We start from the raw sequence: 25,674 nt of genomic DNA, 5'->3' as shown, positions 1-25,674 counted from the left end.
AATCTAGAATAATATAAGTAGGCTTGAGTGAGTTGTTTTTTTTGCCTACTACCTAAAATATTAAGTATTAAATAATTTTTCTGAAATTTATAATTAGGATGTTTTAGATATTGATTTATAGTTAGATAGCTTAGAAAATTGAATGTATTTGAGGAATATAGTAGATTAAATTTTAATTTTTGAAATATGTAGCAGTTTTTTGAGGAAGGAACATTCTCAGAAGACATTATTCTAGCTCTCCCAGCCTCCATAGCAGCAGAATCTGTTTTGTCCGGAGGAGACTACATTCATTACTATAGCTTATTATGTCACCTTTACTTGTCATAATTTAATATCCATTAAAATATGCTAAGATTTTAGTATTAAATAACCTTAACCATTATGCAAGTTTTTTTTTGAAAAGATAGTATTATTTTTTAGTGTGCATCCGGTAGATATCTTTCAGGAAGTTACCCTTCTCCTCCACTATTTTGGACACTCAATAACCAATTATAGAATTCTATATTTTCTAAGCCTTCATAGTTTTTATTAACTTAATCATATAAAGTTTATTTCAAAAAAAAATACCACAGTTTGTTTCCGATAACTTTTGCATATAAATAAGTTTTATTATTAGTTTCTTTTAGTTATACCATTTGAGATAAAAACGTACTCATAGGAAATATTTGAGGAGATTTTGATTCTCTAAAATCTTGCTCTATATAAGGTAAGTCTCTACTGAGTTGCAATACATGTTCAGCATTAATCTGCTTTTGAAAATGTAATAAGTTTTTATTAAGTGAGCAATTATTAGAGCTTTTAACCTCAATCATTATCCAAGGTTTATTGTTAGCTGTGATTAAAAAGTCTACTTCACGCTTTTCTTTATCTCTTAAAAAGAACAAGTCATATTTTCCGAAACCCGCATCATTCCAAAAATTCACTGCCTTATATAAATGACAGGCAACAAAGTTTTCTATTCTTGCTCCTTTATCTTCAATAACGGACCAATCCATGAGGTACAACTTTGGCTCTTTCAGTAAACTTCTGGAAACATTACTACTCCAAGGCCTTAAGCGAAAGCAATAATAAAAAGACTCTAAAGTGCTTATCCACCTTCTAATAGTGGTATCATTCACTCTTACTTTATTAGATAGGTTTGTATAAGATATCATTTGACCAGTTTGATATTTCAGTAAGTCTGCCAACACTTCTAGTTGAGCAAGTTCCTGGATTTTAGCTAAATCCATTATATCTTCTCTCATCAACTGCTGAAATCTCATATTTTGCCATCTATTATGAAATCTTTTATCTTGTTTAAGAAAACTTTCAGGAAACCCGCCAAATTCTAGTAAACTAGATATTAAGTCATTCTCAACTTCAGAAGGTGATGAAATAACATCTTCTGCATAATATCCTCTTACAATCTCCGCAACAGATAAAGGACAAACTCTATATAGAAAATATCTTCCCATCAAGCTATCTCCTCCCTTCCTATATACGTCAAGTTTGGCGCTCCCCGTTACAATAATATGTGAAGTTAATTTATACTCATCCACAAATCCTTTTAGTAAGGTCTTCCAGTTTTTATATTTATGAAGTTCATCAAATATTATGAATGGCTTAACATTAGGTATTGTAGCTATTGGTAGGTTCTCTACAATTGATTGGTTACCTGATAATATAATTTTTCTACTATCTATGTTATCCCAATTTAGATATTTAGAATATTTCGAGCTCTGAATAGCATTCTGTGCAATAGTGGTTTTTCCTACTTGCCTTGGCCCAGCTAAAAAAGCCATTTGCTCATACTTAACTAAATGTTCTTCTAATAGTCTATCATATATTCTCTTCATGATATTTCCTCTATAAGTAAACGACTACAATACATATAAAAAACGGATTGGTCAAGACTAATTTATCATTTGTCCTGCATTAGTCAGCTTCAAATTCATTTATATAAGTCAAATAATATGTAAATAGCTTGCTAAATAAGTGCTCTCACAGAATAATTCTTAATGCTTATTGATTTTCTTATATGTTGAACCTTAGACAGAGACTCTTCCTAATAATTTATTCATTTTCTGTTTTTTCCTCTTTCTTATCTATATCTATATCGATATCAAACCACGAAGATAAATCTTGGTTCACAATAGTTTTTGCTTTACCACTGCCTTGAATCTTTACCATTAATATCAACGCTTCTAATAACATCCATATGGTCTACTCCACGTAACATAAAAAGTAATTCTGGCCTTTCATCAAAACGCCCCCCAACTCTATAAAGGGTAGCCCCAACATGTTTGCACATGTAAGCTGAATCATAACAAGAGCATTGAAACTTTATTTGATCAGGCAAGGGAAATAACCCATTTTTATGGTCAATCATTGTATCCATTACCTGAGAAGAAATTTTTCCTTGTAATAATTCAATTAATGAACCAATTTCTCCAGAACATTGTTTTATAATTGCTTACCATTTTTGTTGTTCTATCCCTATAATACTGATATCAACTGTATATAATTGATGCGCCATTAACGAAAGCTTGAATCTTTCCTTGACTAATACTTAAATTAATTACTGCCCCATAACGAACATATGATCTTCCTATAGGTAGTCTATTTTTATGATCTCTAAATGATTCAAGATGTTTACTATCCTATAGGATAGTAAATAATGCTGTGTTCTCGCCAAAAGATTGGCGGTGTTTCTATCAAATCTTTTATTTAATTTAATCTTAATTTTACGACTTAAGTGTTTGGCTAGTTTTAGCCCAATAATAAATAGAATAATGCCCAAAATCACATTACTTACTTGAATTGATTGTTTGTCAGCAGTTACAAAAATTTGGTAATTTCATATATTAGAAATCATATTTAAGAAACGATGAACTAATAGAATAAATGGATGATCACTTTGGAATATATTTAATGATATTAAAAAAGAATTTTCTCCATTCAAGAGCTCCACTTCCTAAATCTATAATTAGTAAAAATAGCCCTAAACAGCTCTATAATAATATAATAAAAACCAACTATCTAACGCCTCTTTTTTGAACCCGTTAACTGAAGAAACATTAAAAATAAATTAATAAAGTCTAGATATAATCTCAAAGCTCCACGAATAGCTATCTTAGCAATTGCTTGGTTATTGAACCCCCCTGATTGTTGATATATTCTTTTTAGGTTATTTACGTCATATGCAGTAAGTCCGGTAAATAGCAATACACCAATTACCGAAATAGCGAGTGATATTGCTGAACTTGCAATAAATAGATTAACTATAGCAGCCATTAATATCCCTATAACTCCCATTATCAAAAGTGAACCAAAAGAACTTAAATTCTTTTTGGTTGTATAGCCATAAATACTCATCACCCCAAAGACTGAAGAAACAATAAAGAAAGATCTAGCAATATCCTCACCTGTATAAATTATAAAAATAGGAGTTAAAGAAAGTCCCATTAGCACTGAATATAAAAAAAGCATTATTTGCGCTGTTAGAACAGATATTCTATTAATTTGACTTGATAAGAAAAATACCATAAATAACGGAGCAAGCCCCACTACCCAGCCAATAGGAGAAAGCCTCATACCAGCAGCAGATTTTATATATATCATATTCAAAAACTCTTTTGAATCTCCAGCTAAATACGCAGACAATCCAGTTACTGCTAAAGCTATAGCCATAAGAATAAAAATCTGCAGCATATATATGCGCAACTCTGCATCATAGCTTGGTCTCCTTGCAGCTGTATCATAATTTACACAATTCATATCATTCCTACTATTTTAAAGTTATATAATAAATATTCATAATACTGAGAACATTAATTTATTTTCAATAATAAAAAATTCTGTTTATCTTTGCAAGTATCATAATCTTCTCCATATTTAGCTATCTTATCCTTTTCCAACCTTAAAGGATTTTGATTTTAGCTAAATTAGTTATATTTGCACGAACAGGTATATCTTTAAGTTTTACATTCTAAAAAAAGAACTCTATTGGAACATTTAGTGCTTTTGCTATAAGATAAAGCCTATGGGCTGAGGTTTTATTATCCACTACTTCATATTTTTGTATTTGTTGATAAGTAACACCAACTACATCTCATAAAGTTTTTTTGAGTTATGTCTAAATTTTTTCTTCTCTCTTTGATCTTTTGTCCTATCTTAATATCTATTGTGTTGTTCAAAATTTCTTACCTTTATTAAATATTACATCATATTAAAAATAAACTTAAAAATTCTATCTCAAACACCAAATTATCCTTAAAACACCTGAAGTACTTGTATATTCATGTTGTTATTTCAAAAGTTTAGCTCCTAATAACTAAAAGACTGTTTATTTTCTTACTATATTTTTCTAACCAATGTTTAGCCAAGGCATTTTTAGGGCAAAGCATATTTATTGCCCCCCTAAATCTCCATCTGCTTCCTATTTTAATTTGCCGACATAACTCACATACTACTATATATTCCATCACGTATCTTGGAGCAAAAACTAAACGCCAAGAAAAATATAAATCGTTTATTTCCGAGCAGGTACTCCAATTGCTTTTCCAATGATTATCTCGCTCCTTAATATATATTTTGTTGTATTTTAGCTTTAATTCCTTAGCTACTCTCTGGACATATTTTTTTACTTCAATTTCTAATAAACTTTTTAGATATATAGTAAGAGCAAAAACAATATCTTTAGGGGTATCCAAAAGATACGAGACCAATATCTCACCTGGAATAATTTCAATTGCTTGATCTAATTTTTTTACATTAAGTATTATTTTATGATTCGTAGCAAAAATTGGGATAGATTTAGGAATTATAACTTCATTCTTAAGTTTACTACATTCAACTTCTTCTAGTTTTGCAACACTATTTAGCTTATCACTAATCATTTTTTCTTTTTTAGCTAAAAAACATCTAGGTTCTATGGGTTGTTTAGGTGTTTTCTTTCTACTCTTCATTGTCTTAAGTATCATGTGATGTTGCTTCTATTATTCTCACTCTTTAGGTATTCTAATTTTATGCTCTCATTATTTGCTGTATCAACTAGTTTTAATTTTTTCACTATTAGTTTTTTGTTCTTACTTTTTTCTTTTGTCTTATTTTTCTTGTTTTTTATTTCTCACTTTTTATATTTTGTAGCTTCACTTTCTTAATTCTAAATTCTATTGCTTTTCTTAGTGTTGTCATCTATTTTTTCTTAAATTTTACTATCCTATAGGATAGTAAATCATAACGAATATTATGCTTAACATTATCACTTATGCTAAACGTGATATCAGCATCGTTATCGTTAGATTGTTCTTGTTTGTTTTTTTATCTAATAAACTATCAAGTGAAGCACTTATAGCAAAATGCTTTGGATGATGAATTTTAGAAACATTCGAGTTAGCATTATGTTTTAGAGCATAACTTGCCTGATTAGCCAAATAACGTGATAATGATTGTTGACGACAATCTGCGTCAATAGAAGATAATTTTAAACCTAAATACAATAAGCTTACTATTAAATGAACAGAACTCGTAGTTTTACCAACTACCCCTTTCTCATTTCCAATAACAATAATATAAGTCTGTGTCATAAATATTTTACTTTAGTATTTGAGTGCTTCCGCTGTTGAGTTTTAAAACCTCAAGTACTAGACTCTTCTTAAAGTTTAAAACTCCTAAATCCCTTTTCTCTTAAATATTTTCTTAAGTAATCTATGTTGTTCATTTTATTGCTTTTTCTCATATTCTCATAGAGAATCTATTGAATGCATTAATCTCTTTTACTATAGGCATTATTTGCCCAGTTTCTTTGCTTTTATAAACATACTCAGATAAGAACTCAAGCTCCGATGCTTTATCTTGTGCTTGAACCTCTATGAACCAAGATCTTGGTTTACCGTTATCACCAGGATTCCATTTATAACCCCGTTTCTTAAGAATATCTTTACTGGCAAAAGGTGCATTAATTGACCAAATTATATAAGAACTTTGTAACGAACTATCTAGCAAACTTTTAAAAGCTAATTCTTTTGATACAGGTAATATTTGTGATAATATATGAATGCCAACTAAACAATCTACTTCGGCCCGATGTGCATTATAAAAGAAGCCAAGTTTATATGCTAAATAATCTAGTTTAGCTGTAGAGATGTTCTCCTTATTCCAAGGAATCTGCGCATAGCTACAGCCCCATGGCTTTTCTTGAAATATAGGAAATTGCTTTTCTATAAACTTTCTATCAAAGCTACTATTATGAGCTATTATTAATGAGGCAGGCCTTACAATTTCTTCAATACGATTATTATCTATAATGTGATCCTTAACCATATCATTAGTTATTCCTGTTAATCGAGATACTTCTTCGCTCAGTAATATACCAGGATCCTGAAAACTAGAATAACTATCCAATATCTTATAAATACGACCGTCTAGGCTGTACTCAAATGTAACTAAAGCAAGCTCTATAATTTTATCTTTCTTATAGTCTAAGCCAGTCGTTTCAGTATCGAGGTAAATTCCAAGTAACTTCTTCTCTCCATTGCAAGTATTATATTGCTCTATTTTCTCAAAACGTTTTAGTACTTGATAAGAATTACTTTTCTCTAGAATATTGGCTATTTCTTCTAGGTATAAGTTATTATTCTTTTGATTATTTTCCATAATAATCTAAACTCCTTTTCCTATCATTGTAGAAACAGCCAACATATTACTCACACTTATTAAATTAAATCTAACTATAAAACCTAATAACTTACTTATTAACAGCTTCTTTAAGTTGTTTACCAACAGAGAACCTTACAACCTTTGAAGCAGGAATTGTAATTTCTACACCTGTTCTTGGATTGCGCCCTTTATGCTCAGCTCTAGCACTAACTGAAAAACTACCAAAACCAATAAGTTGAACTGGATCGTCAGATTGTAATGCTGTAGTTACTACCTCAACGTAACCATCTAAAAACTTCTTAATATCTACTTTGGTGGAATTAGTTTTTTCTGCAATTGCCGTTATTAATTCTTCTTTGTTCATATATTTTCCTATTTTTTTATATTAATATTGTTATTAGTTCTTGTTTATTACTAAATTTTTTATTATAAACTGCCGTGATACTATAATATATAAATACTCAACAACTCCAAGCATTAAAGTTTACTTACTCCACAAACATTTACAAGTCTTTTTATTAATTATCATTAATAAACGTAATATTAAATGTCACTATAGCTCCTTTTGAAAGAAAATATTATCAGCCCCCTAGGTTGACTTTATAAACCACTAATTAGATAAATTTAAATGATATCTAGTGTGCTTTAAGCTTCCTTCTTTCCTAAATACTCCATGATCAACAAGGTTTTTTAAATCACGTGAGGCTGTAGCAGTTGTTGTGTTGGTTATTGATATATAATTATTAGCACTCAACCCACCTTTGAAACCATCAATTCCCTCTCTAAACATTCGTAGAAGAACTTTTTCTTGGCGAGAGTTAATTTTACCTTTTAATAGATCAAAAACTTTGGCTTTAGAAATTAAAAAGTCTATACGCCTTTCTGTGTTTTTTTGTGCATCAATGATAATATTTGAAAAATATAGAATCCATTCGGTAATTTTATTTGACCTATTATGTTTAGCTAACTGTGCATAATATTCTTTACGGTTTAATTCAATTGTATAAGCAAGAGCAATTAATGTTGGATGACCTATACTTTGCGCTAAAGAATATTCAGATAAAGCACGAGCAATACGTCCATTTCCATCCTCAAATGGGTGTATACATACAAAGTACCAGTGAGCAATAGAAGCACGAAGAAGAGGTGATAGTTTTTGTTCTCTTTTATCGTAAGCATTAAACCATTTAATAAAATTACTCATCTCACCTGCTAATCTACGTGCTGGTGGTGCTTCATAGTGTATTACACTCTTATATAATGGATCAGAAATAATTTGCATAGGTTCTGGATCAGTTCTATAACGGCCAATCTCTCTTACGTCTATTCGATTATTCATTAACATCCTATGCCAATTACAAAGTGTTTTCTCTGTCAGTAGATTGTTACAGTTTTTATAAAGATCAACCATCATAGTAGCAATACCTTGTTCAGCAGGTGGTATTTTTCTATTGTCCGTTTTAAGTCCGAACTGTTTGCGCACAGAGGATTGAAGACTATCACGATCTAATATCTCTCCTTCAATTTTAGATGTTTTTAAAGCTTCATCACTAACTAACTCAACACGGAGTCGTTCTTCGTCATCTTTATTAATATGCTTTATTGCACCAAGGAGCTTTCCAGAGTTTTTCATAAATTCTAACTCTAAGACCTCTAATGCCTTGCTATCATAACTAAAATGTGGCCAATCTTTTAATTCCCAATTCCATTGCATGATCTATAAACCTCCTACCTATAGATCATAATAACTAATTAATTGATCTATAGCAATATAAACTATAGATCATCCTCATTTAAATCAATACCAAGAGACTTCATTGCAGCAGCCGTTTGGCCAGATAGACTAACGAACAAATCGCTAAGGCCATGACCATCATCGGCTTCTTGATCCGTTGCAAGCTGCTGCAAAAGATCAATATTATTTAAGCTAGGATCATTGTGCCTTTGTTTTGAGACCGTATCCATTATATGTTGGAACAAGGATAATGGATTATTATTTGGATTTGAAGGATACTCCTCGGATACATAATCATTTAAATTAAAGTTTTGTTTAGCGTGATCAAAAATACTAGAATCAAATTGAAAACCATTATTATTGGATTCTTTGTTATTAAGAACATCTAATACAGCCTGAATTTGATCAGCCGCATGTTTAAAGATCTCTTCAAGGTCTTCATTACCTGAGTCTCTTTGCGACTCAGCTAATTTCTGAAAACGCTCTGTATTACTTAATTTAGGATCACTTACTTCAGAATCTGAAAAAACATCTAGAACATCAAACACGTCCGGATAGCTCTCATCAGATTCCTCACTTGGATTACTCTCTAGGATACAATGAGAGTAAAATTGCTCTTTAGCCTCAGTCCATGTTGGCCATTGCTCATAGTCAACTATTATAGTTGGCTCTCCGCTTATAGAATTAAATGATTGGTATATATTCTCAATACTATGCTGCTCCTTGCTATACTGCCAATATCTAAACTCTATTGTTTGCAAAATCTTCTCACCTACAACCCCCAAAGCATTAGGTTCAATAAAGTTGTGGGCGCTGGTTTTAACGCTAACCTGAATAGGTTTAACTATTTGTTTTCCTATAGTATTAAAAAGATTAGGTCCCGATGTAAAAGCAGTAATCATATCTTTATGAGAATCAATTCTATCTTGGCTAAACAAGTTACGCGCAATAGATAGAGTCCCAGGTGAATCAAAACTAATCACCTTCTCTTTTAGTGCTATACCAACTAACTGAGCCAAACCTCCACCTAATGAATGACCAATAATAATTAGTTCCATATTAGTTGAATATTTTTCTTTTACCTTTTGAGAGAACTCAAGAGCCTCTTTATATTGCGGCATTGCTCTATTTGAAATTCCCCATCTGTTAAATACAAAGGATAAATCATCTTCTAAATCTTTAGAAGATTGTCTTACCATCTTTATAATAGATTTTCCATTTAGATTCTCAAAAGGACTATTAGTTCCTCTAAAAGCAATAACTATAGAATTATCTTTTTCAAAGGCCGCTCCAAAGAACCCTTCTGCGCTATCTTTATGTGCTGATGATTCTATAAATCTATATTTTTGATCATAACCTTTGTTAATCCTCTCAACTGGATTTACATAGATTAACTTACTAAGTTCAGCTGCTTCACTATTTTTTATAACCATATTTTTTCCTATTTTATGTTAATTGTTTCAGCGTTATTATTTCTACTATCATGGAATATTTCTTTAACTTTGTTATTTTGAATACATACTAATAATATCCTGCCAGATCCAGAACTTACAGAACATCCACCAAGTTTATACTCTAAACAATATTGTCTTTTCTTATTCTCTGGATACTTTAAGCCGTACGCTGGTTTACCAAGCAGTTCAAATACTTCCTCTTTCTGCATACCGACTTTAAGATAATTATCAATCAAGTCATAATACATTTCACCTCTAACACAACCAGAATAGTGATGAGGTTTCGACCTGTCTTCTCTATGGTTTTCGTCAAACCAAAGAACTTGATCAAACTTATTCATTCTAAGGATTTTATCATCCTTAGAATCATGCCATTTAATATAAATAAATATTAAAAAGTAATACGCTAGAACTAAAATAATCGGAATTGATATTAACGTTATAAAAATACATTTAAATATCTTCTTCATCTTTATCTACCTCCCTACCTTCTGCTACATTAACTAGTGCTACTATATTATCTATTTGAGTATTATCTAAGGTTACATCTCCTTCTTTAGAATCTATTATTTTCTCAACTCTACATTTAGTCTCTTTTAGAACAAAACACGGATTCTTCTCCTGCACGTTTTGTAAACTCATCTTAATATGAGTGATGTCATATCCCCCATATTTAACATATGCTTCTCCAACTTTTAGATTAGCTATTTCTACTGGCAATACTAAACTCCTTGATTGAGTCTGCTTTGAGAAAGAAACTCCATCTTTAATATTACTAGACCCATAAGATTGAGTTTCATGATGCCTTTCTTGTTCTACAACTCCAAGCATTTCTGAGATCTCTCTAGCTGTTGTTGAGTCTTGATAACGGAAAATGAAATGAGTATTGATATTATTCAATATTGTTTTTGCATCATCAAACCCATAAATACTTCGAAGTTGTGGGATATCTTGAATTCCCAGCATAATTGAGCAGCCATTCTCTCTTCCTAAGGTTAATCCTTTTTTCAAAGCAGATAACTTATTTAATACAGGTACCTCATCGGCAATAAACCATATCCTTCTTTTCTTATCTTCTTCTAAACTTAAAGCAGCATTTAAAGCTGTATCAATTGCTGCGCTCATGAGAGTTCTAATAGAATCAATTTGGTCTGCTCTAGCTGTTATAAACATCCAAGAGTCTTGATTATTATCATTTATAATCCAGTCTCTAAATGAAAAACGCTTTTCTACTGCCCCTATAGAATTTCTTAAGTAAAGTAATGGTGCAACACTGGCTACTAAATTCATTAAAATTGAAAAAGTTGTTTTTTCTGATGACTTACTAACTAATTTTGCTGCCCTTGTATCTCCAAAGAATTCTTCAAGACTGGCTAAGTCCATTTTCTCTATAATTTTAAATAATTCCGTTGTGTTGGTTTTTCCTATAATTGACAGCTTCTTTAAAGCTTCTACTAACACTATTCTACTGCTCTTATCCCAGACATCGTCATGATTATTCTTATTCTCTGGTATTATACTATGTGCAAATGACTCATAATGAGTCTCAGTTTGAAAATCTGACCAAATGTCCCAATCTACACTCCTTTCATCAAATGGGTTAAATATAATATCTATTTCAGGGTTATAGTATTTAGCAACATACTTGCCCTTAATATCGATAATGACTGCCTTATTCTTACGCCTTCTAATTTGAGGCATAATAATATCAAACAGATTTGTCTTGCCACAGCCAGTTGTGCCAGTAACTAAAATATGTCTATTCTCAGCATCTTTTAACAGAGGAAGGCCACCTATTACAATGTCAGAGGCGTTGCCTTCTTTTCTGATTTGTTTGGCTAAGACTTCAGGCTTAACTAGCTTTATACCTTTAGTAATATCTGTTTTCTTTTGATTAAAACCATAATAAAACCAAATAGCAAAAATACTCACGAAAGAACCAAGCAAAACTATAAAACTATGCTCAAACATTATTGAAACTAAATCCTTTGTATTATTATATGATCTAATATAAGCCCTACTTCTAATTACATCTCTACTTTTTACTTCCATTTCTCTGTTGTTAATAAGTACCTTCTGAGTTATGTCTAATTTTGGCATAAGGTTATTTACACTCACTAAGCAATTAGCCTTGATATAGGCAATAGTATATTGCTTATCTTTCTCTGTGAGATCCTCACTCACTTGATAACAAAAGAATAATACGGAAATAACTAAACTAATTAGAAAGGCAAAGTTTAATATCTGATGAAACATCCGTAATTGATGAATCTGTAGTTGTCCGCCTCTAGTAATATTTTTTAGGAAACTCATATTAGTTACTGCTCCTTCAGCCAAGCCAAGGCTATTTTCTTAGAATATTGTTTATAGAATTTAGGTTCATATGAATGGTAATGTCTTATAGCTGCTTGCCAAGATCCGTGGTCTTTATACAACCCTGAAATTAAAGAAGCCGCATAATGCACATTCCAAGTAACATCAAGCATTTCTTCAGGGGAAGTAAAGTTTTTATCGTGCCAACGATAATTAATCTGCATACAACCAACATCAAAATTAGTTTTGCCAATCTCTATTAAATAACTAATCCTATTAAGAACCTCCTCCTTAGTTTTAAACCTATGTGTTTTTAAACCATCATTAAGAACAAAAGGATTATATTCAGACTCAATCTTACTTACTGCCTTAAGTAGCCCTGTAGGGATGTTATATAGCTTTTCGTATTTATCTATTGCTGCTAAGCATTCCTCATTAGCAAAACCCGTCGGACTATATAAAAAACATACTAAAATAGTAAAAAACATAGATACTTTTTTGTGTGTTTGTGCTATTATATGCCTATAAACTAAAGCTAAGAATATGGTGATTTTTATGTTAAGTCCGCTAAGTAATGATCGTAAATCTGTTTTAAAATCAGCAGCCACAGGAAGTGGTATAATTCTTCTTTTATCCTGTGCAGCATTATTAGAAGAACTTTGGTTTTTTTGTATTCTAGGAGTAATAGTAGTATATTGGTTTGTCCCTTCTTGGTTCAACTTGAATCGCCAGTTAACAATAAAAAAAATAAAATCATTTACCCCAGAAGGATTAGAAATAAAACAACAAAGAGCTTTGTACCAATATTTCAATGCGGATGGCAAAGAGGTTACCCCCTGCTCTACCAGAGAGAAATTAATATGTTTAGTGATCTCTATAGTCATTACTTTTATCCTCATTGCATACCCACCTTTAAGTTATATAGCACGTAGATTCCCAGACCATGCTTCTCTTTATTTTGTTTTATATGCGTTTATGTTTTCTTCGGCAACTTATCTACTAAGGCATATTCTTTATTTCTATAAAGACCTACCTATAGACATATCAGACTTCTCTAAAAACAACTCTTCTGCTGGTTACCCAACCCATTCATCAAGCTCTAGTACTCACTCTACCTCACTTGATCATTTTACTAGTGGTAGACACTCCTATTTACCTTACAATACTAATAATCGTCGGAAATATTAATATTACAAAACCTCTTAATCTTTGAATTTTTCATTCATATCTTTATTTACACCAAACTTCTCGCTCATAAAGCCTTTTTTCCCTTCAGACCTATTAACCTCGTCTTGTCTAACATTCCCTGATTCTAAAATTCTGTCCTCTGCTATACCAATATTTGCAACGTTATTCATAGATTCTTGTTGATATTCTATTTCTGCTTGTTTGTTTATCTTGGCATCATCTCCCATTACCTCTTTTCCTTTAGATTTTACATTATTATAACCTTCTTTTAGATCTACATCAGGAATGTTATCTTTCACCAATTTATCAAAGTTAGAATTATAATTTAACATTCTCTGAGTAGGTAAATGCTTGCTGATATATTCTTGGTCCAGAGCCTCATATTGAGGCCCTTTATCCCTAATTATCCTGGCCGCACTAACTTTACCAATTTTAAATCCATCTTGATCTCTTTTATTCGCAAAATAATCTAGCCTCTCTGGATAAGTATCCCTATTTTCAGTATAGCTAGTACCTCGTATGTTCTCTTGAGAGCTTTGATGTCTATCTATCTCTTCATGGCGCGCAGAAATAGATCTTCTTAGTTCTGTCATCTCGTCATACGTACCTATGAGCGAATCTCCTAATGACTTCTCTTCGTGTTGTGTTTCTCCATAAGACATAGATTTGGCAGCTCTAGCAATATGTTCAGCTTGTTCACTCACATTCATATTAGTTCCTGATCCTTTATTTTCACTTAAAGACTGATCATTAATATGATTAAGGCTTCCATTATAACTTAAATCACCTCCTAGAGAGGCGCTTACTTTTCCTCCTGGAATCTTACTTAATAGCCCTGATGGAACACTTTCTTCACTATTACCACCACTACCCATTGAGGCTTCTGCTCCAAGCTTTACTCCAAATCCCTTAGAGGTGGATTGATTATGAGAATATCCATGATGCATTTGAATTTGCTTCTGCTCCTCTATTGCATCATGCAGTACTTTTCCTGAAGCTGTGGTTTTGTCATAATTATAATTTACCCCACTTAATTCACCAGCCGCCATTCTTTGTACATACTCAGCTGACTCTTTAATTCCTTTTTGTTCTAATTTTGAATAATTTACTTCTTTTGTTTTCAAGTCAGCAATTTCTTTACTTAAAGATTGATGATCTTGGGTACTATTACTCTTCGACATATGCATTGAATCTGCACCTACAGACTCTGTTATACCAGGACCTGAATGTAATATTTCCACTCCACTAGCTGTGCGTTTAACTAACATTCCATCAGAGAGTTGATGCTCTTGATGCCCTGATCTAAATGAAGTATTCATATCAGTTTTAAAGCCTGAATTATTATGCCATTGCCCATTTGACATTGAAACATTGTCTAAGCTTCTATTGCCTGAAGTAACTTCACTACTTGCTGCCATAACAGCGCCTTGACTACTACCCATAACTTGGTTAGCTAAGTGAACAAACTGTCCAGCACCACCTTTGAGCAAATTATATGACAAGTAAGGCAATACCATCATCATCCCACTTGCAACCACAGAGATGTTATTATTATGACTAATAATCTGCGAAGCGTTATTCATAGTAATTGTACTAAAATCACCACCAAATGTTTTAGCTGAAACATTTGTTAGTAAATTGAGTACTGCAAATAACGGTGGCCAAGTCTCTATCCAAATGAGTAAACCAAAATAATTCCCTAAAGTTCTAAACCCATTAGGCAGAACCAACATTCCAATAATTAGAATAAACGACGCATATATTAATGCGGCAAACACCGCGTGTAATGTTGGAAGAATTTCTCTAGCTAACTGCCCTGATATTAGCCATGATTCTTGCTGTTGTTGCTTTGCTTTAACCGCTCCATAACTCATAGGAATATCTGCCATGGCATTAATCATCATGATTTGCTTTAAGGTAAATGTAGCATTGCTATTCTTACTATATAGCTGGGTTACTGCTGCAATATTACTTTCAAATGCTTTACTTAAAGTTTGTGTATGGCTATTTTCCATTGACTGAGTCGCCTTAGCTCCATATCTACCAAAAATACTGCTTCCATATCTATCTGCTAATTTATCAATGTCTGTTTTCCAGTAATCCTCGAGTAGCTTTACTCCATCTCTACATGTAACTAGTTTTCTTCCATCTTCTTTATTTTTTCCACGATAATTAAACATTCGAATGCTCGAAGCGTTTTTAGATACTAATCCCCAAATATTCGTTGAATCTCTTAAATCACTTGCACTATATTTACTCCCTACCATAACGTCATAGATTATACAATTATCTATAAATCCTTCTATATTCTCCCTAAAAACAGCATCTTGTATTTTAAAGTTTCTTGCTTGACTGATTAATGATGCACCAAAGTTCTGGCCATATTTAGTATAAGCTAAATGATCACCAATATCAGAAAATGCCTGATCAAAACTTTCTGTAATTGAATAGCCAATCCCACTAAATACAGAGGCAGGCAGAACTAAACCAATTGGTAGATCATCTATCTTTTTCCTAGTTTTATAAACCACATCAGTTACTACTAAACTTGCCGTAGGAGTAATAAAGAGTGAGGTAATTAGCGCATATTTTGCTACCCAACTTAACTTCGGAGTAAAGATATTTTGAATAGCTCCCTGGAAAGCCGCCCACGTCATACCTACAAAGGTCATCATATATATAAAGTCTTTACTTATATCGCTATTATAAATCCTTGCAATACCACTTAAGACTTTAAATAAAGCTTCGCCTCCACCGTAACTATAAATAATATTATCCATAACCAGTCTCTCCTACTCTTCTTGCCTAATTATTGCGATATTCTGCAAAAGTTGTTTTAACCATCTGTTGAACCTGTAAGAATCTTTGCTTAACTGATAACAGGGTGTTCATACGCTCAAAGGCCCCTTGCCTTTCTGAAATTAAATAGCCTTTAATGTAACGAATCTCTTCTTTAAAACTTTTAATATTTTCGCTATCCATTTGACTATATTCTAAACTAGCCAAAGCTTTATACACCTCATCTAACATCGAATCTAAGTAACTAATTAAATAATCAAAAGCCACCAGCTCAGCATATTCTTCAGTCGCCAAAGAAATCCCGTTACCTTTTAAAGCTGTTTCTAAACTTATAATACTAATAATTGGTACCGATGAAGTCTGAACTAAGTGTTTTTCATCATCAGTAAGAGTAACCGAATTCCCAACGGTTTCTTTCATTAATTTATCTGCAATACTAGAGATAATCTTCTTAGTCTGAACTAAATATGACTGCTCCCTAGTCATTGGTTGTTGTTTTGTTTTTAAATTAATACATTTATTATCGTCGTTGTTTTTACATTCATAAACAGTAATATTATCGTTGTCTGCACCATAAAGCTTAGCCTCCAATAACTTAGAGTCCTTAATAAGAGAGTTTCTATGCATAATGATAATTCCCCCTCCACCATCATCATTGGGCTTAGAAATTAAAGTGCCGCTAAGACTCATTAAATCTTCTATTATTTCCTGACTCATATTAGGATTCATTTTTCTTAAGGCATGCCACACTAAATTAAATTCTGTACCCAATATACCTTTATATTCATTTCTATTAGCTGTAGCTTTATCAGTAGAAGAACATGAGGACCTAGAACTAAAGTAATTGCCAACCATGTTATCTCCCATACCCTTAGCATTACAGGCTAACTCCTGAGAAGCAGCAGTTTTAGGAAAAGCTCCAGATGCTATTAAAGCACCCATCTGACATGAATTTATATTTTGAGAATTTAAGAATCTTGCCATAGACTCTAATTGTGATAACACATCAGCTACTTGAGGGGAAATAGTCTTAACAGTTAGCATAGCACCATAGGAAACTGCAGAACTTCCTATATTCTTCATTAGTTTTTCTAGATTTGAGCTATTAATATAACCTAAACCCCCCGTATGTAGATCAATACCTCCACAACCCATCTTCAAAGAAGGTAGCTGAACGTTTATTAAATTTTCATCTGAAACACTATTGCGTGTATGTATACTTCCACCAGTCATATACCCACCCAATTGGTCATCTATAACTCCTGGACGATTAGTGTTAGACATCACCCCAAGCTTAGATAATGAATTCTCTAGTAATCCACCTGTACTAGCATAAACTGGCGTGCCCAATTGTAATACCAGAGTCATCAGGAAATAAATTATATTTATATAACTTCTCATTCTACCTCCATTGCTAACTTAACTATATGTGCATAAACATGTAGGATATTTAGTTTAAAATCTGACTCGGGCATAAAGCCACGTGATACCGGAAGATAAATATCATTCTTACTGTTATAGGCAATAATTGTTGGATAGGTAGTTATGTTAAGCTTGGCCGATAAACCATTATCAATCCTAGTTGGGAAGTCACTATGCTTTGCACCGTCACTGCTAATGGCCTCAATCTCAAAACCATAGTTGTTCCTAATGTTTTCTAGAACAGGATAAAATTCATGGCAATAAGGACAATCCTGTTTGAAGAAATATAAAAGCTGAAACTCTTGTGCAAATTCTTTAATTTTCAAATCATTTGCTTTATTTTGCTCTATCTCTTTAGCCCTAATTGCTTGACTGTGAATTGGATTCTCTATTCGCGAGTCTAAATACGGATATTTAATTAATGCAGACTGCATTGCCTCACCAGCTTTAGTACCGTTATTAAACATTAGGCGTTGATAATCTAAGAATGCACGAGCGTTTTCTACTGTAGGCTCTAAAGTAAATCTCGCTTGTCTAACCTGCAGCTCTTTTTGAACTGATTCTAAAGTATCAAGCACTTGCCTAGAGTCCACCTCACTTAAAGACTTTTCTGATTTCTTAGTTTTATTAGGCTCTTCTTTCTCTTCACAATTAATGCATTCTCTATAATACCAACCTCTTTCTCGATCATTATAGAATCTATTTCCTGCAAGAGCAGAATTAGCTTCTAATAAAAGTAATACCACACTTAAGACTAATGTGTTGAGAAGTCTCTGATACATAATCACCTCCCCTCACCTTTTATATCTTGAAATACTTTTTCATTTATGCCTTCCATAGCACCATTAGAAAATGAATTAGTACCAGTATTATGAGATCCGCTTGGGAACGATCTCTTAACTAAGGCCTCGTTATCTTCAGCGCTATAACTTCTCATCATCGGCTGAACTTCAGCATCAAAGAATTCCTGAAAGTCTATTAAACTAAAATCAAGGCTCTCTATTTGTTCAAGAGTTAAACCACCACATTGTGGGTGCTCTGCACTACCAAAGCCTTTACCTAATTGATCTCTTGCTCCAAGTCTGATGAGCTTTGATAGAATGGTAGGAAAACAACAAAAGGTTCTACTCTCTCTAAGGCATTTCCCCGTTATTTTAGTGATATCATTACTTTTACTTGCACAATAATAACCAAGATCTTCACATTTATTAGCACGTCTCTCGCTAGCCAAATTCCTTTGATCCTCTGAACAGCTAGCAAAACCTGTTTTCTTCAAGAAGCCTGAATCATCACAGCAATTACTATGAACAGCTGTTTTATCGTGACATTTTCTTGGAGTGGATCCAAAAACATCAAATTTAAGGTTATTCTCATCAACTAAACCTTTTCGGATATTAGAAAGCATCTCTAGCTGTGCAATGCTAGAGGCTATCTCATTATTAGCTTTCTCATATTCTTTAAAAGCTGAACTACACTTCCCATCTAAACAAAATGCATTACATAATACATTTCTGATCGCATTCTTGTTATCTGGGTCCATAACAATTCTGCCTCTATTTATATATTCAGTCTTAGTAGTCTGCTTAGAAAACACTTTTCTTATATTAACACAGTGGCTTTTATCTCCTACTTTAATTACGTTAAGACAAATATCTTTGAGAAAACTAAAATCATCTTGCTGAATATTAGGGCAGTTATTTTTACTCGGACCATTATTGCAGTTCTTGATGTATTCATATTTCCAACAATCTCTCTCTACCACCATCCCATCAATAATCCTCTCTTCCTTCCCCTCTAGACAGTGGCCTCTTTCATCTACACAAATATCATCAGCACTCACCTCCTGTGGTATAAACTCTGTAAGCATCTCAGCATATACTTCTTCTCCTTCAGCATAATCTCTTGCAGAAGCTGCTATGACAAAATTCATAAAGCACAGTAATATTAAAATAGTTCTAACGAAATTATTCACAGCTCTCTACCCATGTTTCTTGCCAAGCATTATCCTTACAATATTGCTGCTTAGCATCAATTTTTAACCAAGCCTCTCCTGATCCTGAAACTACTATTTTTATTTGGATAATATTCTCTCCCTCCTTTAAGTAAGGCTTTAAATCTATATTTACTTTTGGTACATTTTCTTCACTGTTCCAATGAGTACTTAATTCACAAGGAGTATATTCCCGGCCATTATAAACTTTATTTTCTCCATTTTCTTGCTGTACTGTTACATAATCTCCCCCTTTAGGACCCACATAGACAATATGGCCATTTAATTTTACCTCTATATAGTCATCAAATTTGATATGAACTAACTTAAAAACTGAAACTAAATCTAGTTTAGCTATACGGAAACTTCCTGTTTCCTCAAATGTAGCACAGGTTCCTTTATAATATCCCAAAGCATCAATACCAACAGTTAACGCTCCTCCTTCAGATGCTTTATAACCCATCCCTCCAGAGAATGAGCCTTTTGCTATCCCTCCATAATTGGCTTCTCCAATTTTGGGACAGCTAAGAGATAAAGTCCTAGTACAACTAAATTTTGTTTTGGGCTGCTCACATATCCTTAATTCTTCTATTATGTCTGTGAAACTCTCAATATTATCTTGTTTTACAAACCCTTGGTTCTCATTTTCCTCTGGGCAACCTTGAGATTTAATTAAGTCCATTTGACTAATAGGGTCCTGCATATATAAATCAGCGTCTGTAAACATCTTGAGCTCACCGTAGTTCTCACAGCCCTTGCAATTATCTCCAGTCACTTTTTTAATATCAGTAACCTCTATCATTGTTGCCATAATTCCATCGGGATCTTTCTGGCTATATTCATCACGAAGCTTAGCTCCCTTTTTCTTTAAATCATCCGCAGAAGAAGCATTGAGTTCTTGAGCTATCTCATTCTTTTTAATTTCTGAAAACTCGGGTATTTCTTCCGTGCTCTTTTCCTCCTGAGCAAGGTTTTTAGAATTCTCATGTCTTGCTCTAATGACTTCTGATAAGGGTATTGAATCATCAAAATCTGCTGCGGCAAAAGCAACTGAATTAAATAGTCCTAAAATCAATAAACAAATAATTAATCCGATTCTATTTAGAGTCACCATGTGCCTCCAATAAATCTTGCGCTTCCTTAGACAAATCACCTTGTGCTGCAAATTTCTCTAAAGCATATTTAGGAGTTATACTACCTATTATTTTGTCATAATAGGCTCTACAAGTAATTCCTACTGGACATTCTTCACGTCTAGCTAAAACATAACTTGGCACTTGAACAACCTGGAATTCTTTAAATAAAGTTGGATCTATAATGATTGCAGCCTCTTCTCCCTCTTTAGCTAGAGCTTGAATATGTTCACCCGTCTTCTTAAAACTATTATTCTCAATACCTCTCAAGACTATTACTCCATTATAAGTCTTGGCATAATCCATCATTTGTCTTAAATGATCGTCACTTAAAGAAAATGAAGCAAACATATAGAAATTTACTTCTTCCCCTTTCTTAAACATATTATTAAAATCTGTTTGCTGATTGTTATTAGAAGAAGCATCTGCTTTTATTACTAAGCCACAACAAAGCAACATACTCAATACAAGTGCACCTAAACTTTTAAGTTTTAAATGTTTAGTTATAGAAGACAGCAATTTTTCTTCCTCCATACTAAATAACCAAAATCTTCGCCTTTATAAGAAAACTCTTTACCTGAGTTATATAAGGCATCACTCATTCCTAGTGTATTGCAGGTGAGCGGTCCTTTAGTTGCAGCAATTGGATAAGTCATTTGCAAACGGTATTGGCTCTTAATTATCTTTGGCGCTAATTTATTACTGCAAAGTTCACCATTTAGACTGCCGTCACTAGTAGAAGTCTTGCCAGATAAGCCTATTCTATGTAATTTAGCTAAGGCTCTAGTTGCAAGTAAACTAGAAGCTTGTACTCCTCCAACATGCGAAGCAACATTCCCAGAAAATGGATAGATACTGCCTAAACATCCAGCACACCAAAATAATCGGTCTTGAGGAAGATGAGTAGTAGCAGAAATACAATCTGCGCTACATGCCATCTGTGCTACTGGATTAGCAAATAAATAAACCTCTGGATTTAAAAAATTAGCATCATTTTTATAGGTAGGATCAAATTCACTCATATAAGCTAAATCAATAGTATCACCCTTCGTTACACAACCAAGATCGGTAATAAGCTTAAGCCAACCAATCACCGGATAAACATATAAATGGGTATGATAAAATGAATGCTGGTTATTCTCAGTACCATCATAAGATTTATTATGTCCTCCTTGATAGCGATCATATCCTAAACTAACACCACCCATATTAACTAAACACATAGGTTTTCTAGTAACATCAATTAAGCGAACTGGCTCCCAAAAGCCTATAGTAATTCCAATACGTGGAATACCGCTCTTTGTGCATCCACAAATAATATTACTTGGATTTTTAGTATCATGACGATTAGAACCAGATTTAATTTTAGAACCTCCAATAGAAATAGGAAAAATACAGCTCCAGCAAATATCGGTGATTGGATTTATAAATTTGCCAACACATGCACTTGTCTGAGCAAAAGAAGCTTGGCTAACAAATAAAATAATGATGAATAAGCCAAGTTGTCTTCTCACCTCTAGACCTCCTCTCTTTCACTATTCTTTACTTCTTTCCCTTCTTCATCTAAAGCTATTTCTTCAATAAGAATCAGAGACTCATTTGGAGATTGTCTAATTACACTTGGAACTTTAGTTATATTTAATCTTTTGCTAATCTCTCCCTTCTGATCAAAGAATAAGAAACTACCATCTTCCTGAGCTCCAGGAGCTCCATTTACTAAAATGATCTTCTTTATTTTATTATTTAATGTATTTGGCTCATGATAATTTCTAGAAAACTCTACTTGAGCCCCATCATCACCATCAATTAATATCCATATTTCCTCGAATTTTTTCTTTTCTAGAGGATTAACCCTCATCCCGCTTGGATAAAGCAGTCGATTATTATGATCATAGATATTTTCTTCAACTACAAAGCCTGGATCAAATAACCTTGCTCTATAATCCAAAGCTTTACTAATATTCTCAACCGCTCTTGGTCTTTTTATGCTTGCCACTATTTTATCCTTAATTAGTTCTTGATGGCTTCTTAGTTTATCTTCGCCTAAAGCCTCTAATTGTTTAACAATATGATCCTCAAAACCTTCTTCAGCTATTTTTGTAGATTCTCCCCAAACACCAAAATCCTCTGCTTTTACTTCAAGACTCATAAGAAAGTTTATTAGTAAACCCACTAAAATAATGCCAAAAACGCCAAATGGGAGTGCTATACAGGACCACTTCATTTAATCCCCGTTAATATTTTATTTGTAATTTGTTTAGTAATATTCTCAGCCCCTGCTATTACTTTATGAGAACTAATTACAATGGCATTATTTTTTAGTGAATAATCTTCTAAAATAAGATCAAATTGAGCCTTTGCCTTAGATAATTTCTCATCAATCTGACTCTCACCTACGCGCTTAGCTTCTATTTCTTTATTTAAACTTTGATTAACTACAGAAATAACTTGCTCTACATCTACATAGACATATTTTGTTCTCTCAGGCTTTACGACGTTTAAAACAACCATCAAATACATAAAGAATATTCCTATCGATAACCCACAGCCAAAAATAGCTGTTTCTTTTTTCCATCTTACGAACCAATCCTTATTATTATTTTCCGTAGACATTTTCTGCAATCTCCCCTATTGCCTGATGAACACTTAGACCTTCCTTAACGAGCTTCTGAACCCCTGCAAATTCTTTAGGTGAAGTTGAATATAAAATCTTTGAATACGGATCAAGAATAAGTCTGCCAACCACATAGCCGCTTGAAGAAGAAATTAAACATTCCGAATATTTGCCTGGCACAACATTTAATGATTTTATTAACCCTATCTGTCCTTCATCTAAAGACATTCTTTTAGATTCTTTTAACAGATCGATAGACTCTTTCTTTTGCTTTAACATAAATAACCAACCTGAATTCTCTAAAATAGATTTAGCCGTATCATTTACATAGAAATCATTTACTGATTGCGTACCTAAAATCAAACTGCCCCAATATTTTCTAATAGTTCTAGCTAGAGATGCTAAAAGCTCTGGGAATAACTCAAGAGCAAACCAAGCTTCATCAAACAAAATAACAAAACGCTGTTGTCTATTACCTGAAAACACCTGAGTCATTATTTGAGCAGATAACATCTGCATTATCACAGATAATAAGTCTTTTCTTTCTCTTAAATCTTCGAATTCAATAACAGTCAGGCGATTTTTAAAATCAACATTAGATTTGCCATTAAAGAATCTTCCATAGCTACCTTGGTCTGAATACTGAAATAACATAGTTGCTAAATCTCTTGATATTTCAGTGCCCTCTGCTTGAAGAGTTTTTGCAATATCAGTAATCGTTGTCTTATTCTTCTTAAGCATCCAGGTCTCCTGTAATACTCTAGCTAGAATAGAATCTTCGATATCTGTTGTACCTCGTTTAGGCGCTACCATCTTAGATAAAATAGGTAGAATTAAACTTAAGAAATCACCTTGAGCCTCACTGGAGTTTAAAATCGCTCTATCAAATGGATTAAGACAGATCTTGCTATCCATCTTAAACTCAATAAAGTCTCCACCGCATAAATTACAGAGCTTTTCATAGCTTCTTCCTATGTCTAATACAAATACCTTAGTGTCATTAGCCAAGAAGTTAGATACCATATCTTGTAATAATACAGATTTTCCACTTCCAGATTGACCTATTACATTAACGTTATAATTTGACTCTCCAACGAATGGATCAATCGTAAATGCCTGACCTCTTCTTCCCGCAAGTAGCAGTCCTTCGTTAGAATTACCTTTCCATTCTCCATGAATTGGTAAAAAAGCTAGTGGAGTAGTACTTAATGTAGTTTGAGCTAAACCATGCTTCTTAAAAAGATTAAAGATTCCACTGCTTGGCCCAAAAGGTAAACATGATAAAAATCCTGGTAGCATAAAGCCGTCTAATGGTCTTAACTTAAATCCATTGGTTACATAAACAGAGGTGAGATACTGCTCAGCCCTTGTAAAATCATCTACTTTCTCAGTCAATAAAATAGAAAACGAGGTAGATAATAGCTTTTTACCATTATTTATTAAATCTAATGCTTCACTCCATTCTCTAACCTCCTTTTTTATGAGATTATCAAATTTTACAAAATATGAATCTGCCTGCTTAACAACCGCTCCACCCTTATCCTTTAGAACTTCCTGCTTTTTATTAGATATGTCGTTACTAATTGTATAGCTTAAGATAAGCTTACCTGGAATCTGCAAATTATCTCTTAAAGCATCTCCCAACAAGTTAATCATTAGATCAAGACTGAACTTTTTAGGAGTTTGCTCAAAACAATAGCTTTTACTTAGATATCCCCGACCCTGCTTTTGAGATCCGTGCTTGATTTTATAGCCATCAAACATAATTGGACTTGCTTTACTTATTTGTTGGTTTAAGTTTTCATACTCATTGTATACTCCAACCTTTGCTTTAGGAGCTATAATATCCCCAGTTACTTTTAAAAAGTCGTATACATCCATTCTTCTTAAAGCTAAACCACATGAACAAAATAATGCTTCTAACTGACTGCGAAAATCATTTAATTCCTTAATTCCAGCTTTTGAATATTTTATCTTTTGAGAAAAACTAACTATAATCTTATAGTTCTTGATTCTGTATGCTCCCTCTCCTCCTTCAGTCAAACTTTTTAAGTATTTTACTCTCTTAGATGCTATATTCTTAAGCAGCGGATCCGCATCTTTATACTGCTCCATCCAAGGGTATGTAATGTTATTGATGTCACTACTAGCCACCATCATAAACTGCAGAAAACTATTCTCAGGCAAAAACTCATCAAATAATAAAGATAATTGCTTTAAAAGAGCCTCAGTTACCCCAACAATTGGATTTAACTCTAAAAGAAACCCTACATCTGATCCCTTATTTATAAAAAAAATTATTGTCCTTATCATAAAATAAATATGGAAGTAATTCACTCTTCGAATTAGGATTCTGGCAGTGATTTAGTATTTGTTTAATATAGCTA

General features: G+C 32.9%; 22 protein-coding genes. All 22 read right to left on the bottom strand.

Translation table 11 applies throughout. From position 1 onward, the window contains the following. Positions 1–626 precede the first annotated feature (626 nt). A complete protein-coding gene (locus N4A31_03515) occupies positions 627–1,835 on the bottom strand; it encodes an ATP-binding protein (protein MCT4635302.1) in 1,209 nt (402 codons plus the stop codon). A gap of 308 nt (positions 1,836–2,143) precedes the next feature. After that, entirely contained in the window at positions 2,144–2,368 is a 225-nt protein-coding gene (locus tag N4A31_03510; protein MCT4635301.1) for an SWIM zinc finger family protein, read from the bottom strand. A gap of 650 nt (positions 2,369–3,018) precedes the next feature. Next, positions 3,019–3,756 carry a Bax inhibitor-1/YccA family protein gene (locus N4A31_03505; GenBank protein MCT4635300.1) on the bottom strand — a complete coding sequence of 246 codons (738 nt, stop codon included), beginning with the start codon at positions 3,754–3,756 and terminating at the stop codon, positions 3,019–3,021. A gap of 542 nt (positions 3,757–4,298) precedes the next feature. Then, on the bottom strand, positions 4,299–4,961 hold the full coding sequence (locus N4A31_03500) for a M48 family metallopeptidase (protein ID MCT4635299.1): 663 nt from the start codon (positions 4,959–4,961) through the stop codon (positions 4,299–4,301). Between the two features lie 285 nt (positions 4,962–5,246). After that, positions 5,247–5,567, bottom strand: coding sequence for a division plane positioning ATPase MipZ (locus N4A31_03495; protein ID MCT4635298.1), 321 nt, complete (start codon positions 5,565–5,567; stop codon positions 5,247–5,249). A 148-nt stretch (positions 5,568–5,715) separates the two neighbouring features. Then, positions 5,716–6,636, bottom strand: coding sequence for a 3'-5' exonuclease (locus N4A31_03490; GenBank protein MCT4635297.1), 921 nt, complete (start codon positions 6,634–6,636; stop codon positions 5,716–5,718). 91 nt (positions 6,637–6,727) lie between these two features. Further along, a complete protein-coding gene (locus N4A31_03485) occupies positions 6,728–7,003 on the bottom strand; it encodes an HU family DNA-binding protein (protein MCT4635296.1) in 276 nt (91 codons plus the stop codon). Between the two features lie 246 nt (positions 7,004–7,249). After that, positions 7,250–8,353 (bottom strand): Fic family protein, encoded by a 1,104-nt coding sequence (locus N4A31_03480; protein ID MCT4635295.1) that lies wholly within the window; start codon positions 8,351–8,353, stop codon positions 7,250–7,252. Between the two features lie 62 nt (positions 8,354–8,415). Then, entirely contained in the window at positions 8,416–9,807 is a 1,392-nt protein-coding gene (locus N4A31_03475; protein ID MCT4635294.1) for a hypothetical protein, read from the bottom strand. Positions 9,808–9,815: 8 nt separating this feature from the next. Next, positions 9,816–10,298 (bottom strand): hypothetical protein, encoded by a 483-nt coding sequence (locus N4A31_03470; GenBank protein MCT4635293.1) that lies wholly within the window; start codon positions 10,296–10,298, stop codon positions 9,816–9,818. Then, a complete protein-coding gene (locus tag N4A31_03465) occupies positions 10,282–12,141 on the bottom strand; it encodes a type IV secretion system DNA-binding domain-containing protein (GenBank protein ID MCT4635292.1) in 1,860 nt (619 codons plus the stop codon). Before N4A31_03465 ends, N4A31_03470 begins: the two co-directional genes overlap by 17 nt. A 5-nt stretch (positions 12,142–12,146) precedes the next feature. Then, positions 12,147–13,025: a transglycosylase SLT domain-containing protein gene (locus N4A31_03460; protein MCT4635291.1), complete on the bottom strand. Its 879-nt coding sequence runs from the start codon at positions 13,023–13,025 to the stop codon at positions 12,147–12,149. Positions 13,026–13,343: 318 nt separating this feature from the next. Further along, positions 13,344–16,109, bottom strand: coding sequence for a conjugal transfer protein TraG N-terminal domain-containing protein (locus N4A31_03455; protein MCT4635290.1), 2,766 nt, complete (start codon positions 16,107–16,109; stop codon positions 13,344–13,346). Positions 16,110–16,134: 25 nt separating this feature from the next. Further along, the gene (locus N4A31_03450) at positions 16,135–17,529 is read right to left on the bottom strand and encodes a conjugal transfer protein TraH (GenBank protein ID MCT4635289.1); all 1,395 of its coding nucleotides are present in this window, start codon (positions 17,527–17,529) and stop codon (positions 16,135–16,137) included. Beyond that, positions 17,526–18,332 (bottom strand): conjugal transfer protein TraF, encoded by an 807-nt coding sequence (locus tag N4A31_03445; GenBank protein ID MCT4635288.1) that lies wholly within the window; start codon positions 18,330–18,332, stop codon positions 17,526–17,528. Before N4A31_03445 ends, N4A31_03450 begins: the two co-directional genes overlap by 4 nt. A gap of 2 nt (positions 18,333–18,334) precedes the next feature. Continuing rightward, on the bottom strand, positions 18,335–19,522 hold the full coding sequence (gene traN, locus N4A31_03440) for a conjugal transfer protein TraN (protein ID MCT4635287.1): 1,188 nt from the start codon (positions 19,520–19,522) through the stop codon (positions 18,335–18,337). After that, positions 19,515–20,654 (bottom strand): hypothetical protein, encoded by a 1,140-nt coding sequence (locus N4A31_03435; protein ID MCT4635286.1) that lies wholly within the window; start codon positions 20,652–20,654, stop codon positions 19,515–19,517. Before N4A31_03435 ends, traN begins: the two co-directional genes overlap by 8 nt. Next, entirely contained in the window at positions 20,638–21,207 is a 570-nt protein-coding gene (trbC, locus tag N4A31_03430) for a type-F conjugative transfer system pilin assembly protein TrbC (GenBank protein MCT4635285.1), read from the bottom strand. The genes N4A31_03435 and trbC overlap by 17 nt, the downstream gene beginning before the upstream one ends. Continuing rightward, the gene (locus N4A31_03425; protein MCT4635284.1) at positions 21,177–22,187 is read right to left on the bottom strand and encodes a TraU family protein; all 1,011 of its coding nucleotides are present in this window, start codon (positions 22,185–22,187) and stop codon (positions 21,177–21,179) included. The genes trbC and N4A31_03425 overlap by 31 nt, the downstream gene beginning before the upstream one ends. Before the next feature lie 2 nt (positions 22,188–22,189). Further along, positions 22,190–22,897: a hypothetical protein gene (locus N4A31_03420; protein ID MCT4635283.1), complete on the bottom strand. Its 708-nt coding sequence runs from the start codon at positions 22,895–22,897 to the stop codon at positions 22,190–22,192. Continuing rightward, positions 22,894–23,286: a hypothetical protein gene (locus N4A31_03415; protein ID MCT4635282.1), complete on the bottom strand. Its 393-nt coding sequence runs from the start codon at positions 23,284–23,286 to the stop codon at positions 22,894–22,896. The genes N4A31_03420 and N4A31_03415 overlap by 4 nt, the downstream gene beginning before the upstream one ends. Beyond that, complete coding sequence (traC, locus tag N4A31_03410; GenBank protein MCT4635281.1) at positions 23,270–25,600, bottom strand: type IV secretion system protein TraC; 2,331 nt, start codon at positions 25,598–25,600, stop codon at positions 23,270–23,272. Before traC ends, N4A31_03415 begins: the two co-directional genes overlap by 17 nt. Positions 25,601–25,674: the final 74 nt, after the last annotated feature.

Source organism: Rickettsiales bacterium, from assembly GCA_025210695.1.
Taxonomy (GTDB): domain Bacteria; phylum Pseudomonadota; class Alphaproteobacteria; order Rickettsiales; family CANDYO01; genus CANDYO01.
This window is presented reverse-complemented; position numbering and strand designations above follow the sequence as displayed.